Below are 15,270 nucleotides of genomic sequence, written 5' to 3' on the forward strand. Positions count from 1 at the left end.
TGTAGCCCAGGTGTGAAGGTGCGAAGAGGTTACAGCACCGTCTCGCCACGCAGCGCGCCCGGCGCTTTGCCGGTGATGCGTTTAAAGGCGCGGCTGAAGGCGGCCAGCGAGCTGTATCCCAGGCGGAAGGCAACCTTTTCCAGGGGCAGACCTTCATCCGAAATATACTGTGCGGCCAGCCGCATCCGCAGTTCCGTGAGGTAACGCGCGGGTGTAGTACCGGTGGCGGCGAGGAAACGCTCCGCAAAAACGGAACGCGAGGTCCCGGCCTCGCGAGCAAGCTCGGCGACTTTCCAGTTGACGCCAGGCTGCTGATGCATCGCGTAGATAGCTCTGGCGAGTTTAGGATCGCGCAGCACCTGTACCCAGCCGGTGGCGTTGCCGCAGCCGCACTCCACCCAGCCGCGAACAATCAGCGCCGCCACCACATCGGCAAGTCGCGCCAGAATACCGGCGTAGCCCGCCTGCCGGGTGAGCGATTCGCGCTCCATCGCCAGCAGCAGCGGGTGGATTTCGGGCCAGGTTTTCAGCAGACGGCTGACCAGCATCACTTCCGGCATCGCTTTGACCAGCGGCTGCATCCCCCCCAGTTCAAAATCCATGCAGCCGCTGAAGATGACGGTATTTTCCGTCTCTTCCGTCTCTTTCTGCACGCCATCATGCTTGACGCAGCACACCGTCGCGCAGACCGGTTCGCTGGCTAACTGCACTACATCAATCACCTGCGCCTGGTCATCGGAGATTAACGCATGGCTCTCGCCGTTGGGAATAAACAGCGCATCGCCGCTTTCCAGCGTCAGCCGCTGGCCGCTGGCCATCCGCAGCAGCGCTTGTCCGCGACTGACGAAGTGGAACTGGGCTTTCCCCGGCACGGAGTTGAAGGCCACCCCGAACGGGCGGCCAGTTTCGATACGACGGTAATTGACCCCGGAGAGGCGCATGCCGCGCAGGAGTTCACTGGTCAGGTCGAGGGTCTGGCGAGTCATCTACGTAATCCCGGACGAATTATCAATAATTGCAGAGTATGCATCATAGATCGTCCGACAGGAAAGCCCTAACCTTGGCGCGATGTTAATTAATCTGGAGAGATGTATATGAGTTCCTGCATAACTGCCGAAGAGGGAATGACCGCGGCCAAACCCGCATGGCGCGCGGTGTATGCTCTGGCATTGGGCGTTTTCGGCCTGATTGTTGCAGAGTTTCTTCCCGCCAGTCTGTTAACGCCGATGGCCGCCAGCCTTGGGGTCAGCGAAGGGATGGCGGGGCAGGCGGTGACCGCCACAGCCCTGGTGGCACTGGTGACCGGATTGCTGATCACCCCCGCGACCAAAAATATCGATCGCCGCTGGGTGCTGATGTTCTTTTCCGTCCTGCAGATCGTCTCCAGCCTGATGGTGGCCTTCGCCAGCTCGCTGGAGTTTCTGCTGCTGGGACGCCTGCTGTTGGGGATAGCGATCGGCGGATTCTGGTCGATGTCGACCGCCACGGCGATGCGTCTGGTGCCTGCCGCATGGGTGCCGAAAGCGCTGGCGGTGATCTTCTCCGCCGTGTCGATAGCCACCGTGGTGGCGGCGCCGCTGGGCAGCTATCTGGGCGGTTTGATCGGCTGGCGCAGCGTCTTTATTCTCTGTACGGTCCCCAGCGTACTGGCGCTGCTGTGGCAACTGTGGGTACTGCCCTCAATGCGTCCGGAAAGCGTCGGCAGTTTTGCTACGCTGTTTAAGGTTCTGCGCCGTCCCGGCATGGTCGGCGGGATGCTGGCCACCATTTTAATCTTCAGCGGACATTTTGCCTTTTTCACCTATCTGCGGCCGTTCCTGGAAACCGTCGCCCAGGCCAGCGTCGAAGGCGTTTCACTGATTCTGCTCGGATTCGGGGTGGCGAACTTTATCGGCACCTCTCTTGCCGGGCATCTGCTGAGCCGCAGCCTGCGTTTAACGCTGGCGCTGGTTCCGCTGGTCATGAGCGTACTGGCGCTGATGATGGTGACCTTCGGCCACATCGCGCTCCTCGACGGACTGCTGGTCGCCATGTGGGGCTTTGCCTTCGGCCTGGTGCCGGTCGGCTGGTCAACCTGGCTGGCGACGACGGTACCGGATGAAGCAGAAAGCGCGGGCGGACTACTGGTTGCCTCTATTCAGCTGGCTATCAGCGCCGGGGCGGCCGGCGGTGGGGCGGTGTTTGATCTCAACGGCGCCAGCGGCGTCTTTACCGGCAGCGGTTTACTCCTGCTCAGCGCCATGATTATTGTTTTTGCCGGTGTGCGGGTGACATCCCCGGCCAGCGAAAAATAAACTCGCGCCGCGTCAACGATGCGCCTGCGGGCGCATTTTCTTCGCCGCCTGTTGCGGCCACGCCCCTTTGCGTACCAGCAGGCGATACGCGCCCTCGTCGCTTACCCCTTCGTCAATCGTGATAAAGCCGCTGGCGGCATAAAACGCCAGCGCGTTGCGATTACGCGTCAGGCACTTGAGCCGATAGCCGTGCTCTTGCCAGCCGGGTAGTGCCTGCAGCAGCATTTTGCCCACTCCGCATCCCTGACGGGCGGGAGCGACATGCAAATGGTGAATAAAGTGGTCTGGCAGCCAGACGGCAATAAACCCGGCCAGCTCTCCCTGCGGATCGTGCGCCAGCCAGATCGTTTCACCTTCAGTCTGCTTTTCCAGATCGGTTAAGCGAAAATCGGTGACGTTCAGCCACGTAAACGTATGGCACCGCGATAAAAGGAACAGCCGCTGTAATGCTGGCCAGTCATGACGAGTTGCCTGACGAACGGAAATAGTCAATCTCACTCCTTTCTCTTTCTCTGCCTGACCGGAACATTCCCGGCGGCGGCGAGGCGATTATAGCCAATCTCCCTTTTTATCTGCACGCCGGGCACACAAAAACCGCACTTCGGCGGTGCAGGGCAACGCCAGGTTGAACCCGCGAAGATAAATAAAATATTGATAAATAACAAATAGGCAACGTGGCATGGTTAATGCTTAGCACTGTAAGTATTGGGATGCGCAGGGGACGGCCGGGGTTTCAAGGACCCCATCACCGTCGCGGCCGTCATTTTTGATTTGTGGCTAGCGGATTACTGGAGCTGATTATGACCGTTCTCAGAGAACCTTTGGTTGTCGCCAGATATGGCAAATGGACGCAACTCTCACTTGGCCTGATCTGTATGGCTTCGATATCCAGTCCACAATATGTCTGGACGCTGCTGACCAGACCGTTGACCGAGAAGCTGGGCGTCGGGTTGGCGGAATTACAGGTGACCTTTTCGCTGTTGATTATCCTGCAGACCTTTTTCTCGCCGTTTCAGGGACGGCTGGTTGAGCGCTTTGGCCCGCGACTGCTTATCTCTATCGGCACGGTCATGGCGGGGCTGAGCTGGGTTCTCTCGGCTCAGGTCAGCGGCCTGGCCGCGCTGTACCTCGTCTATGGCTGCCTCGGCGGTCTGGGTACCGGTATTGTCTATATCGGCGTCGTCGGTTTAATGGTGCGATGGTTTCCCCGCCAGCGCGGATTTGCCGCCGGTGCCGTCGCCGCGGGGTATGGCATGGGGGCGATTATGACCACCTTTCCGGTCTCCGTCTCGTTGAGCCAATACGGGCTGGAACAGACCATGACGGTCTTCGGCATCCTGTTTGCCGCCGTGGGATTTCTCGCCAGCCAGGGGCTGAAGCTGCCGCCTGATAGCGGTGCGTTGCCCGCCAGTCAGACCGTCGCGCAAAGTACCCGGCAATTCACTTCGCGTGAAATGCTGCGTGAACCGCTTTTCTGGCTGATGTTCGCCATGATGGCGATGATGTCGACCTCCGGACTGATGGTGACGTCGCAGATGGCGGTCTTCGCTGAAGATTTCGGCATCAGCAAGGCGGTGGTCTTCGGTATGGCCGCGTTGCCGCTGGCGCTGACTATCGATCGTTTTACCAATGGCCTGACGCGTCCGCTGTTCGGTTTTATTTCCGATCGCTATGGCCGTGAAAACACCATGTTTATCGCCTTTGCGCTGGAAGGGGTGGCGATGACCCTGTGGCTGGCCTGCCGGGACGATCCGATGCTGTTTGTCCTGTTGTCCGGCGTGGTGTTTTTCGGTTGGGGAGAGATTTTTTCGCTGTTTCCCTCTACGTTGACCGACACCTTCGGCAGCGAGTACGCGAGTTCGAACTACGGCTGGTTGTATATCTCGCAAGGGATCGGTTCGATCTTCGGCGGCCCGCTGGCGGCGCTGCTGTACCAGCATACTCAAGGGTGGGGCGTGGTCTTCAGCTGCGCGATAGGGCTTGATTTTGTTACCGCCGTACTGGCGATTGCGCTGCTGAAACCCTGGCGCTCGCGCTTTATCCGTAAGCACAGCGAGGCTGCCGTAATTCGTTAGTTCTCCCGACATTCACCCCGGCGACAGCCCGCCGCCGGGGTCATTCCTGATTACGCTTGCGCCACCGACAGCTGCCGGGCGCTGGCCGCATACCGGGAGAAAGGTCACTTTTTCGCTAACGCCAGTTAATGCAGACAATATGTGATGCGCAGTTACCCTACGGGAAGATTTTTATTTATTTCGTGGCGGATAAAACCGGATTTGAATTACTGACGACGGGGATGGTCTGCCTGAGCGATGGAAGTTTAGTTAAAATGCGTGAGCAGGGTTATATCCGTTGCCGCTCACCCGCGGCGAAGGGCAGGGAATGCTTTTTTCACCGATCGGCCTGGCAGGTCTGCTCAGGAAGTTGCATAACATCTCATATCATTCAGCCACAGTGAACATTGTCGCGCAGATAATCAGGCAGAAGCAAAAACAATGCTTCGTTTTGGTGCCCCACTAAATTTTTCATGCATCATCGTGATGCAAAGCAGATCCGCAGTACACCACAACTCATTTCATATCTTGTTAATATTAAAGTAATTAATTAATGGCATGCTTTGTGCTTATCTTTGTAACAGAGGATAAAAAGCGTGGGGGAATTTTAATCTTTCTTTGTGGCGACCATAAGCAGTACCGATGTTATTGCCGGCGAGGAGTAGACAATCAACGTTGTCATTATGGGGTTTGAAACGGATCTCAGTATTCATATTCACCGTTATTTTTAAACAGGATACCTGATTCACACATAGCCCTGTTAACCGCATTGTTACGCGGATAATTATTTTGTATTGCCGTTGCTAACAACGTCACGACCCTTTTGAGGAGATAAAAGGGGCCCGGACTGAGTTCTGCGCAGGTGCAGCATATACTGTCACGATCGGCGATTTCACAAGGATACAATGCTGATGCATAAACTCATAAAAAATTACGAAGCCGACATCTTTTTCGATGAGCTGATCGACCATGAGGGCAATCCACGCCTTTCCGCGCAACGTCTGATTCAATGTCTTGATTCTCTTCCTCCGGATGAACTGGAGAAACGTCGTCTGACGGCAGAGGCGACAATTCAGGAGATGGGGATTAGTTTTACGGTCTATACCGATAAAGGAAATATCGACAGGATCTGGCCATTCGATATTATTCCCCGCATCATTGATGCGAAAGACTGGGCGATCGCGGAAACCGGACTGAAGCAACGTCTTACCGCCCTGAACCGCTTTATTGATGACCTGTATAATGAACAAAACTGCATCAAAGATGGAATTATTCCTGAATATATTATTAAGGAATCTAAAAATTTCCGTCCTGAGTGCGTTGGCATGTCACCGCCTTATGGCGTATGGGCGCATATTTGCGGCACCGATTTAGTGCGTGATGAAACAGGGCAGTTCTACGTCCTGGAAGATAACCTGCGGGTACCATCCGGCGTCTCGTATATGCTGGAAAACCGCGCCATTACCAAGCGCGTTCTGCCTGAACTGTTTGAAAGCGACGATATTAAGCCGGTTGATGCCTATCCTGCGCAACTGCTGGAAACCCTGACAGCCCTGTCGCCCCGCCAGGTTGAACGCCCGGAAATTGTGGTGCTGACCCCGGGTATTTATAACTCGGCCTACTTCGAGCACGCTTTCCTGGCCCAGCAAATGGGGGTGGAACTGGTCGAGGGTGCCGATCTGTTTGTCGGCGACGACGACTGCGTCTACACCAAAACGATCTACGGCCCGGAACGGGTGGATGTGATTTACCGACGTATTGACGATTTGTTCCTCGACCCGGAAGCCTTTCACCCTGATTCTGTTCTCGGGGTTCCCGGCCTGATGCGGGCATGGAAAGCCGGAAACGTCGCGCTGGCCAATGCGCCGGGAGCAGGGGTTGCGGATGATAAAGTCGTCTATGCGTATGTGCCGGCTCTGATTCGCTACTATCTGGACGAAGAGCCTATTCTCCCTAATGTCGAAACCTACCTCTGTCAGAATGACGACGATCGCGAATACGTGCTGCAGAATCTGGATAAGCTGGTGGTTAAACCGGCCAACGAGTCCGGCGGTTACGGCATGCTGGTGGGGCCGCATTCGACCAAAAAAGATCAGCAGCTGTTTGCCGAACTGATTCAGGCGAATCCACGTAATTATATCGCTCAGCCGACGCTGAAGCTTTCCACCGCCCCGGCGCTGATCGCCAAAGATTATCTCGAGCCACGCCATCTTGATTTACGCCCGTTTATTTTGCAAAGCAAAGAGACTTACGTGACGACCGGCGGTTTGACGCGGGTGGCGATGAAAAAAGGTTCGTTAGTGGTTAACTCATCGCAGGGCGGTGGGAGTAAGGATACCTGGATCGTGGAGAGCAAAAGATAATGAATATGCTATCAAGAGTTGCCGCGCGCCTGTACTGGAGCGCGCGTTATCTGGAGCGAGTGGAAAATATCGCGCGGTTAGTCAGCGTGTATGACGATCTGCTTTACGATCTGCCGCGAGACATCGCTGTATCCTGGTATAACCTGATTGAAATTAACAGCGGCGTCGCGTTGTTTGGCCAACGCTACAAAGTTAAAGACGAACGCAATGTGCTGAAGTTTCTGCTGGCCGACGAGAGCAATCCCGATTCTCTGCTGTCGTCTTTAAAAATGGTCCGGGAAAATATTCGTACCAGCCGCGATGTTGTGCCGGGAGAGATGTGGGAACTGATCAATGAGCTGGATCTCTACGCCCGGCAGAATATCCGCCTTGGTATCAACCGCTCTGAACGGCATACCTACCTGAATACCATCATTGAAGGATGTCAGAAAATTATTGGTTTACTGACCGGTTCGATGAGTCGTGATGCCGGCTGGTATTTTCTGAACATGGGACGCTATCTTGAGCGCGCCGATATGAATACGCGCATTCTTGACGCCGCGAACTCCCTGATGATGCAGGCGCGTGAGGAAGAGAGCATTAAGTTAGGCCAGGTCGTGTGGTCGAAGGTACTGAAATCGCAAAGTGCCTATCTCAGTTTTCGCCGGGTGATGCGCTGCTCGATTAAAGGCTCGCTGGTGGTCACGCTGCTCCTGACGGACAGGCATTTTCCCCGTTCGCAGCGCTTTTGCCTGGAGCAGATCAAACTGGCTGCCGCTGAACTGCCGCGGGCGTCAGCCGTTTCGGAGCACATCGACAGTTTGCTGCTTGCGACCCGGGGCGTGGATCACTCCCACGATCTGAACCGCGAGTTCAGCCTCTATCTTAATGAAATCCAGCTCAGCCTGATTGCGCTTCATCACCTGATTACCGATAACTGGTTTCATTTCCTGCAAGGAGATGCCGTATGACCATCCGGGTAGCGATTCAACATAAAACGACCTATGACTTCGACCGTTTGATCAACGTGGCGCCACATATTTTGCGTCTGCGGCCTGCGCCTCATTCACGTACCCATATCCATGGCTACTCCCTGAAAGTGACGCCAGAGGACCATTTTATTAACTGGCAGCAGGACCCGTTCGGTAACTATCAGGCGCGGCTGGTGTTTCCTGAAAAAGTGAAGCGCCTGGAGTTTGCGGTGGAGGTGATCGCGGATATGACCGTGATCAACCCGTTTGACTTCTTTATCGAAGAGTATGCCGAGAATTTCCCCTTTGCCTATGATTCCTTGATGCAAGAAGAACTTGCGCCTTATCTCAAGGTCACCGAGCAGTGTCCTGAACTGGAGGCGTGGCTGGCAAGCGTTGATTGCGAGGAAATGGTGCCTATTGTGACCTTCCTTGTGCAGCTCAATAGTCGGCTGGCCAACGAAATTGACTACGGTATTCGCCTTGAACCCGGCGTGCAGAGTTGTCAGGAGACGCTGACGTTGAAAAAAGGCTCCTGCCGGGATACCTCGTGGTTGCTGGTACAGATACTGCGTAATCTGGGGCTGGCCGCGCGCTTTGCCTCCGGCTATCTGGTGCAGTTAACCGCCGATGTGAAAGCGCTGGACGGTCCGTCTGGCCCGGAACAGGATTTCACCGATCTGCACGCCTGGTGCGAGGTCTATTTGCCCGGCGCCGGGTGGGTAGGGCTCGACCCGACCAGCGGCCTGTTCGCCGGCGAAGGGCATATTCCTTTAGCCTGCACCGCCGACCCGCAGTCTGCGGCGCCGATTACCGGCGCAACCGACCCGTGCGAATGCGAGTTCAGCTATTCCAATATCGTCACCCGCATTCATGAAGATCCGCGGGTCACACGGCCTTATAGCGAAGATGAGTGGCTGAACATCAACGCGCTGGGGCGCGCCGTTGACGCCGAGCTGCAATCTAACGATGTGCGTCTGACGATGGGGGGCGAACCGACGTTTATCTCCATTGACGATATGGATTCCGCGCAGTGGAATACCGATGCGCTGGGTAAAGATAAATTACGCCTCGCGAAAGATCTGTTACTGCGCTTAAAAACGCAGTTTAGTCGCGGCGGATTGCTGCATTATGGCCAGGGCAAGTGGTATCCGGGCGAAGAGGTTCCGCGTTGGGCGCTCGGGTGCTTCTGGCGCACCGATGGCGAGGCGTTGTGGCACGATCAGGCGCTCTTAGCCCGCGTCGATCGGGATTATGGTCATACCCTTAGCGACGCGGAACGGTTTGGTCAGGCGCTATGCCAGCAGTTAGGCGTTGCCACCCGCTATTTGCAACCCGCTTATGAAGATTCGCTCTACTATCTGTGGCTGGAGCGTTCTCTGCCGGAGGGGGCCGATCCGAGGAGCGCGAATCTGAATCATGACCTCGAACGGCGGAGACTGGCGAGCTTACTTAGCCGCGGTATGGAAAACGCCACGGGCTATATCCTGCCTGTCGAATTCGATGGTACATGCTGGCAAAGTAGCCCCTGGCCAATGCGTGCCGGGCTGATTACGCTGATCCCCGGTGATAGCGCGATGGGTTATCGTCTGCCGCTCAATTCGCTGCCGCCATTAGCCGACGATGAGATCGTCGTCGAACGGGATCCTTTTGAACCTCGTGAACCCCTGCCGGTCTTTGCGATGGGAGGAGAGGCGGCCCCTGTCCGTGCCCGACAGACCTTGCAGCAACAAAAAACACTCGCCAACGGTACTAAAAACGTGGTCCGTACCGCGCTGTGTCTCGAACCGCGCGAGGGCAAGCTGCATCTGTTCCTGCCGCCGGTCACCCATCTCGAGAATTACGTGGCCCTGGTGCATGCCATCGAAGAGGCTGCCAGTGAACTGCAGCTGCCGGTGGTGATTGAAGGTTATGAACCGCCAAAAGATCCTCGCTTGCAGAAGCTGTTGTTGACCCCCGACCCGGGCGTTATCGAGGTCAATATTCACCCGGCCAGCCACTGGGATGAGCTGGTGCATAATATTGAAACACTCTACGAGCAGGCGCACCAGGCAAGGCTGGGTGCCGAGAAGTTTATGCTTGATGGCCGGCACACCGGTACCGGAGGGGGGAACCATGTCACCCTGGGCGGGAGTACGCCAGCCGACAGTCCGGTACTGCGACGTCCCGATCTCCTGCGTAGTCTGGTGACCTACTGGCAACATCATCCCGGTCTTTCCTATTTATTCTCCGGCATGTTTATTGGCCCAACCAGTCAGGCTCCGCGTCCGGATGAAGGGCGAGACGAAGCCCTCTATGAAATGGAAATCGCCTTCCAGAATATGCCGGAAGGGCTGGTTGATACGCCATGGCTGGTGGACAGGCTGATGCGCAACCTGCTGGTGGATGTCACCGGCAATACCCACCGTTCAGAATTTTGCATCGACAAACTCTATGCGGCAGGCAGCAGTAGCGGCCGCCTGGGGCTGCTGGAGTTCCGCGGCTTCGAAATGCCCCCTCACGCTCGCATGTCGCTGGTGCAACTGCTGCTGCTCCGCTGCCTGGTGGCGCGTTTCTGGAAAGAACCGTATCACCAGCCGCTGGTCCGCTGGGGGACGCAGCTGCACGATAAATTTATGTTGCCGCATTTCGTCTGGCAGGATGTGAAAGAGGTGGTGGATGACCTGCAGCGTCATGGTTATCCCTTCAAACTGGCGTGGCTGTTGCCGTTTGAAGAGTTCCGTTTCCCGCACTATGGTCGTCAGCAAATTGATGATATTGAGCTGGAGCTGCGCTGGGCCATCGAGCCGTGGCATGTTCTGGGCGAGGAGGTGACGCTGTCCGGGACCTCGCGCTATGTTGACTCCTCGGTCGAACGTATACAGGTACGCCTGTCTGGTTTAACCGAAGGGCGCTACGTGCTGGCGTGTAACGGCCGCCGCGTGCCGCTGCGGGCGACCGGAAGACAAGGGGAGATGGTGGGGGCGGTACGTTATCGGGCGTGGGCGCCGCCGTCGGCGCTGCATCCGACGCTGGGGGTGAATACCCCGCTGGTGTTTGATTTGATTGATACCTGGAATGGTCTTTCCATCGGTGGCTGCACCTATCGTGTCAGCCACCCTGGCGGACGAAACTATGAGACGCGACCGGTCAACAGCAATGAAGCCGAAGCCAGGCGTGTCAATCGCTTCTGGGATCATGGTTTTACCCAGGGCGCATTGGTTCCCCCGCCGGCATTCAGCGCGCTCAGAACATTCTATGAGCATGAGCAGGTTCCCCGCCCGATGGCTCCGCCTGCTGAGGAACCTGGCGACGAATACCCTCATACTTTGGACCTTCGCAGGAAGTATACTAGGATTTAGTTTTGAGCCGGGTAATCAGAATACATGACCGCATCTTTTTCTGAATCAATCACGCCGGCCTGTGAGCCGGCTTCTTTCGCTGTCGATAGCGCTTCGACAGCCATTTATAACGAGGCCTGCGATCTGACGAACACCCTCCGCCCGCACTGGACAGAGGTGATGAACAGCGTCAGTGAGATGGGTGTGGAAGGGATGGAAAACCGGCTGCGCCAGGCCCAGCGCATTTTGCGCGACGATGGCGCCACCTATAACCTGAATGGCGATCCGCTTTCGCCAAACGTCTGGTCGCTGGATATCATCCCCAATCTGTTGGCGGAGGAGGAGTGGTCAAGCGTGGAACGCGGGCTGGCGCAGCGTTCGCGGCTATTCGACCTGATGCTTAAAGATCTCTATGGCGAACAGCGGCTGTTGAAAGAAGGGGTTATCCCCTCGGAAATCATCTTCTCTCACCCCGGTTTTCTGCGTCAATGCCACGGTATCCGTTTGCCTGGGGCCCATAATCTTATCTTCCACGCGGTCGATTTGGTTCGCGGCGGGAATGGACAGTTTGTGGCGATTGGCGATCGTACCCAGGCCCCGAGTGGTACCGGTTATGTTCTGGAAAACCGAATCGCCGTTTCCCGCGTCCTGCCATCGTTGTTTCGTAACAGCCATGTCCGGCGGCTTTCCGGTTTCTTTCATGCGCTACGGCATACGCTGGCCAGCCTCGCCAGCCACAAAACCGATACCCCACGGATCGTCGTCCTGACTCCCGGCGCCTACAGCAGTACCTATTTTGAGCACGCTTATCTGGCAAACTATCTCGGCTTTCAGCTGGTGCAGGGGGGCGACCTGACCGTGCGTAACGGCAGAGTATGGTTGAAATCCCTGAATGGGCTGTCGGAAGTCGATGTGATTGTGCGCCGGATGGATGATGCCTACTGCGATCAGACCGAACTCCGTTCCGACTCGCGCCTGGGGGTGCCGGGGCTGCTTGAAGTGGTGCGCAACGGTAACGTCGTGCTGGCTAACCCTCTGGGCTCAGGGGTCCTTGAAGCACCGGCGTTGCTGGCATTTCTCGCGGAAATTAGTCAGTTTTTGCTGGGCGAACCGCTGTTGATCCCCACGGTTAAAACCTGGTGGTGCGGCCGAGTGGAGGACCGCGACTTCGTGATCCACCACCTTGAGCAACTGATCATCAAACCGTCTTATCGTAGTTTTGATAGCAAAAGTATCTATGGTCATAGTCTGGATGACGCGGGCCGCAAGCTGATTATTCAGCAAATCACCGCCAGCCCGCACAGCTACGTGGCGCAGGCCTATATTCCGGGCTCACGCGTCCCGGTGTGGGCGAATCAGCAAATTGAGTATCGTCCGACGATTTTCCGCGCGTTCACCGTTGCCGCGCCTGAAGGGTACTGCGTCATGCCCGGAACGTTGTCGCGGGTGGCAGAGTCGGCCGATGAATGTATCGTCAGCGACTTATCCGGGGCGTGGAGTAAAGATACGTGGATACTTGGGGAAAATCTCGATACCGCGCAACCCCCTCTGACGGACTCGATTCCGCGCGATGAGGGAAATTTGCCCAGCCGGGTGATAGAAAACCTGTTCTGGTTTGGCCGCTATGCGGAACGCGCGGAGATGAGCCTGCGTCTGATACGTATTCTTTTCAAGCAGCTTAACGGCGTTGAGCATTTTATGCCGGAAAGCCGCGAGATTCTGCTGGGGGCATTATCTGCGCTTACCGGGACGTTGCCAGAAAGCGGCGCTGTCGGCGATCAGAATCATGAGCTTTCTTCCCTGGTGTGCGATGGCCAACGCACGGGATCGATAAAATTTAATATTCTCAACATGCTGGCCTGCGGTGAGCAGGTGAAAGAGATGCTGTCGGCCGATACGCGCATTATCATCAATGAATTACGTGATTATATTCGGACGGTGGAGGTCGCATATCAAGACGGGCTGCCGGAATTGCCGGAAGAGTCGCTGGATAATCTGGTCACCTCTTTACTGGCCTTGTCCGGACTGAATCATGAAAGCATGCTGCGGGGCATGGACTGGCGGTTCCAGGAGATTGGTCGCCGTGCCGAACGAGCGCGTCTGACCGCCATTCTGCTGAAACATACTTTGACCCGCGCCGTTCCGGGTTTACAGCAACAGCAAATTTTAGAATCGGTACTGATGAGCGTCGAGGCGTTAATTTCTTTTCGACGACGTTACCGGGGGCAGATGAATATCATTTCCGGTCTGGATTTATTGATGCTGGATGGGACGAACCCGCGTTCGTTGATTTATCAGGTCGATCGGTTGCGTAAATATCTCCTCGATTTGCCGCGCCAGGAGGGACAGACCTCCAGCCTGACATCGGATATGCGCCCGGTGATGAAATCACTCACGGATATACAACTTGCCGATCTCGATCGACTGGCGCAGGTCGATGAACCCACCGGACTGCGTGAACAACTGGATACGTTAATGACGCAGATAATCAGTCAGCTGGAGCAATTCACTACCTTGCTGAGCGACAAATATTTCGACCACGCCAATGGACCGCAGCAACTGATTAACACCCAGTGGAAGACCGACTTATGAAATACCGGGTACGACATCTTACAAAGTACCAGTACAACTCTCCGGTGACGTTATGCTACAACATGACGCACCTGTTGCCGCGCAATACCGCCAGTCAGCACTGCGTACAGCGGCGGATAACCGTAACGCCGATGCCGGTTTATCAGAACGAAGGGTATGATTATTTTGGCAATCTGACGTTTTATTTCTCGATCCAGGTCCCGCACGACACTCTGACCATTGAGATGGAAAGTGAGCTTGATATTGACGAAATCAACCGCGCGGATCTGCTGCATAGCCACTCTCTGACCTGCGGAGAGTATCGGCAGCAATTGCATGAGTCCGTGACGCCGGAGCTGCGGATGGCGAAGGAGTATTTGCTCGACTCCAGTTTAATTCGCCGTTCTGAGCGGCTGGCCTGCTACGCGGCGGATATTTTCCATGATGATGCCCCGGTCATTCAGGCGGCGGCGGCATTGACCCATCGCATTTTTGAGGAGTTTACTTTCGATCCGATTGCGACCAGCGTCAGCACCCCGCCAGAGCAGGTCTTACAGGAAAAGCGGGGGGTCTGTCAGGATTTTGCCCATCTGGCGATCGCCTGCCTGCGTTCCGTCGGCTTACCCGCGCGCTATATCAGCGGCTATATCGAAACGCTACCGCCCGAGGGGCAGGAAAAATTAGTCGGGACCGATGCGTCGCATGCGTGGTTTGCCATTTTTATCCCCGACGCAGGCTGGCTGGAGTTTGACCCGACCAACGATCTCATGCCTCAGGGGCAACATATTGTCACGGCGTGGGGCAGGGATTACGCCGATGTTGCCCCGTTGCAGGGGGTTATTTTCGATGGCGGGGTAACGCTGGCCCTTGAAGTTGCGGTCGATGTGCAGCGCGGCTGAGCGCTATTATTTCCCCCCTCAGCGAGAGTCGAGGGGGGAAACCCCGGATGTTTAGTGTATAACCTGCGACAAAAACGTCCGTGTACGTTCTGATTTTGGATGGGAGAAGAACTCCTGCGGCGGCGCCTGTTCGACAATCTCGCCGCGGTCCATGAAGATCACCCGATCCGCCACCGTGCGTGCAAAGCCCATTTCATGAGTGACGCACAGCATCGTCATGCCATCTTCCGCCAGGCCAATCATGGTATCGAGCACTTCTTTGACCATCTCCGGGTCAAGCGCGGAGGTGGGCTCATCGAACAACATGATTTTGGGTTTCATGCACAGGGAACGGGCGATCGCCACGCGCTGCTGCTGACCACCCGACAGCTGTCCGGGAAATTTATGCGCATGTTCCGCGATGCGGACACGTTGCAGATAATGCATTGCCAGCGCTTCCGCTTCCTTCGCCGGCATCTTACGCACCCAGGTCGGCGCCAGGGTACAGTTCTGCAAAACGGTGAGGTGAGGGAACAGATTAAAGTGTTGAAATACCATGCCGACTTCAGTGCGTACGCGCTCTATGTTGCGGACATCATCGTTCAGATGAATGCCATCAACGACGATCCGCCCCTGCTGGTGCTCTTCCAGGTGGTTGATGCAACGAATCGTGGTCGATTTACCCGATCCTGAAGGCCCGCAGAGGACAATGCGTTCACGCGGTTTCACCTGCAGGTTAATGTCTTTCAAGACGTGAAACTGGCCGTACCATTTATTCACATTTTCGAGCGTAATCATCATTGCGTCAGCAGAATTAGTCATTGTGTGTGTCATGTAAAA

10 protein-coding genes and 1 pseudogene are annotated in these 15,270 nt (G+C 56.0%); 8 read left to right on the forward strand and 3 right to left on the reverse strand.

What is annotated here, in order from left to right; all coding sequences use genetic code 11:
- Positions 1-29: 29 nt before the first annotated feature.
- On the reverse strand, positions 30-986 hold the full coding sequence (locus Electrica_RS12295) for an AraC family transcriptional regulator (protein WP_131050366.1): 957 nt from the start codon (positions 984-986) through the stop codon (positions 30-32).
- Between the two features lie 108 nt (positions 987-1,094).
- Between Electrica_RS12295 and Electrica_RS12300 the strand changes: the two genes are divergently transcribed.
- On the forward strand, positions 1,095-2,294 hold the full coding sequence (locus Electrica_RS12300; RefSeq protein WP_100683716.1) for an MFS transporter: 1,200 nt from the start codon (positions 1,095-1,097) through the stop codon (positions 2,292-2,294).
- 12 nt (positions 2,295-2,306) lie between these two features.
- Here Electrica_RS12300 and Electrica_RS12305 read toward each other — a convergent pair whose 3' ends face one another.
- Positions 2,307-2,786, reverse strand: a complete 480-nt coding sequence (locus tag Electrica_RS12305) for a GNAT family N-acetyltransferase (RefSeq protein ID WP_141964590.1) — start codon at positions 2,784-2,786, stop codon at positions 2,307-2,309.
- Positions 2,787-3,094: 308 nt separating this feature from the next.
- Between Electrica_RS12305 and oxlT the strand changes: the two genes are divergently transcribed.
- The 7 genes and pseudogenes from oxlT (at position 3,095) to Electrica_RS12340 (ending at position 14,451) form a co-directional block, all read left to right on the forward strand.
- A complete protein-coding gene (oxlT, locus tag Electrica_RS12310; protein ID WP_131050363.1) occupies positions 3,095-4,369 on the forward strand; it encodes an oxalate/formate MFS antiporter in 1,275 nt (424 codons plus the stop codon).
- A gap of 119 nt (positions 4,370-4,488) precedes the next feature.
- A pseudogene (locus tag Electrica_RS28865) lies at positions 4,489-4,647 on the forward strand (GNAT family N-acetyltransferase); the annotation flags it as partial.
- A 612-nt stretch (positions 4,648-5,259) separates the two neighbouring features.
- The gene (locus Electrica_RS12320; protein WP_100683834.1) at positions 5,260-6,711 is read left to right on the forward strand and encodes a circularly permuted type 2 ATP-grasp protein; all 1,452 of its coding nucleotides are present in this window, start codon (positions 5,260-5,262) and stop codon (positions 6,709-6,711) included.
- Positions 6,711-7,661, forward strand: coding sequence for an alpha-E domain-containing protein (locus Electrica_RS12325; RefSeq protein ID WP_202395528.1), 951 nt, complete (start codon positions 6,711-6,713; stop codon positions 7,659-7,661). Before Electrica_RS12320 ends, Electrica_RS12325 begins: the two co-directional genes overlap by 1 nt.
- The gene (locus tag Electrica_RS12330; RefSeq protein ID WP_141964591.1) at positions 7,658-11,002 is read left to right on the forward strand and encodes a transglutaminase family protein; all 3,345 of its coding nucleotides are present in this window, start codon (positions 7,658-7,660) and stop codon (positions 11,000-11,002) included. The genes Electrica_RS12325 and Electrica_RS12330 overlap by 4 nt, the downstream gene beginning before the upstream one ends.
- A 24-nt stretch (positions 11,003-11,026) precedes the next feature.
- Positions 11,027-13,573 (forward strand): circularly permuted type 2 ATP-grasp protein, encoded by a 2,547-nt coding sequence (locus tag Electrica_RS12335; RefSeq protein WP_141964592.1) that lies wholly within the window; start codon positions 11,027-11,029, stop codon positions 13,571-13,573.
- A complete protein-coding gene (locus Electrica_RS12340) occupies positions 13,570-14,451 on the forward strand; it encodes a transglutaminase family protein (RefSeq protein WP_131050360.1) in 882 nt (293 codons plus the stop codon). Before Electrica_RS12335 ends, Electrica_RS12340 begins: the two co-directional genes overlap by 4 nt.
- Positions 14,452-14,502: 51 nt before the next feature.
- Here Electrica_RS12340 and Electrica_RS12345 read toward each other — a convergent pair whose 3' ends face one another.
- The gene (locus Electrica_RS12345; RefSeq protein WP_131050359.1) at positions 14,503-15,264 is read right to left on the reverse strand and encodes an amino acid ABC transporter ATP-binding protein; all 762 of its coding nucleotides are present in this window, start codon (positions 15,262-15,264) and stop codon (positions 14,503-14,505) included.
- Between the last annotated feature and the right edge of the window lie 6 nt (positions 15,265-15,270).

Source organism: Klebsiella electrica, assembly GCF_006711645.1.
In the GTDB taxonomy this organism is placed as follows: Bacteria; Pseudomonadota; Gammaproteobacteria; order Enterobacterales; family Enterobacteriaceae; genus Klebsiella; species Klebsiella electrica.

What these genes read in the sequence shown, in the direction of transcription:
- Electrica_RS12295 (WP_131050366.1), bottom strand. Translation starts at nt 986, where the DNA reads ATGACTCGCCAGACCCTCGACCTGACCAGTGAACTCCTGCGCGGCATG.
- Electrica_RS12300 (WP_100683716.1), top strand. Translation starts at nt 1,095, where the DNA reads ATGAGTTCCTGCATAACTGCCGAAGAGGGAATGACCGCGGCCAAACCC.
- oxlT (WP_131050363.1), top strand. Translation starts at nt 3,095, where the DNA reads ATGACCGTTCTCAGAGAACCTTTGGTTGTCGCCAGATATGGCAAATGG.
- Electrica_RS12320 (WP_100683834.1), top strand. Translation starts at nt 5,260, where the DNA reads ATGCATAAACTCATAAAAAATTACGAAGCCGACATCTTTTTCGATGAG.
- Electrica_RS12325 (WP_202395528.1), top strand. Translation starts at nt 6,711, where the DNA reads ATGAATATGCTATCAAGAGTTGCCGCGCGCCTGTACTGGAGCGCGCGT.
- Electrica_RS12330 (WP_141964591.1), top strand. Translation starts at nt 7,658, where the DNA reads ATGACCATCCGGGTAGCGATTCAACATAAAACGACCTATGACTTCGAC.
- Electrica_RS12335 (WP_141964592.1), top strand. Translation starts at nt 11,027, where the DNA reads ATGACCGCATCTTTTTCTGAATCAATCACGCCGGCCTGTGAGCCGGCT.
- Electrica_RS12340 (WP_131050360.1), top strand. Translation starts at nt 13,570, where the DNA reads ATGAAATACCGGGTACGACATCTTACAAAGTACCAGTACAACTCTCCG.
- Electrica_RS12345 (WP_131050359.1), bottom strand. Translation starts at nt 15,264, where the DNA reads ATGACACACACAATGACTAATTCTGCTGACGCAATGATGATTACGCTC.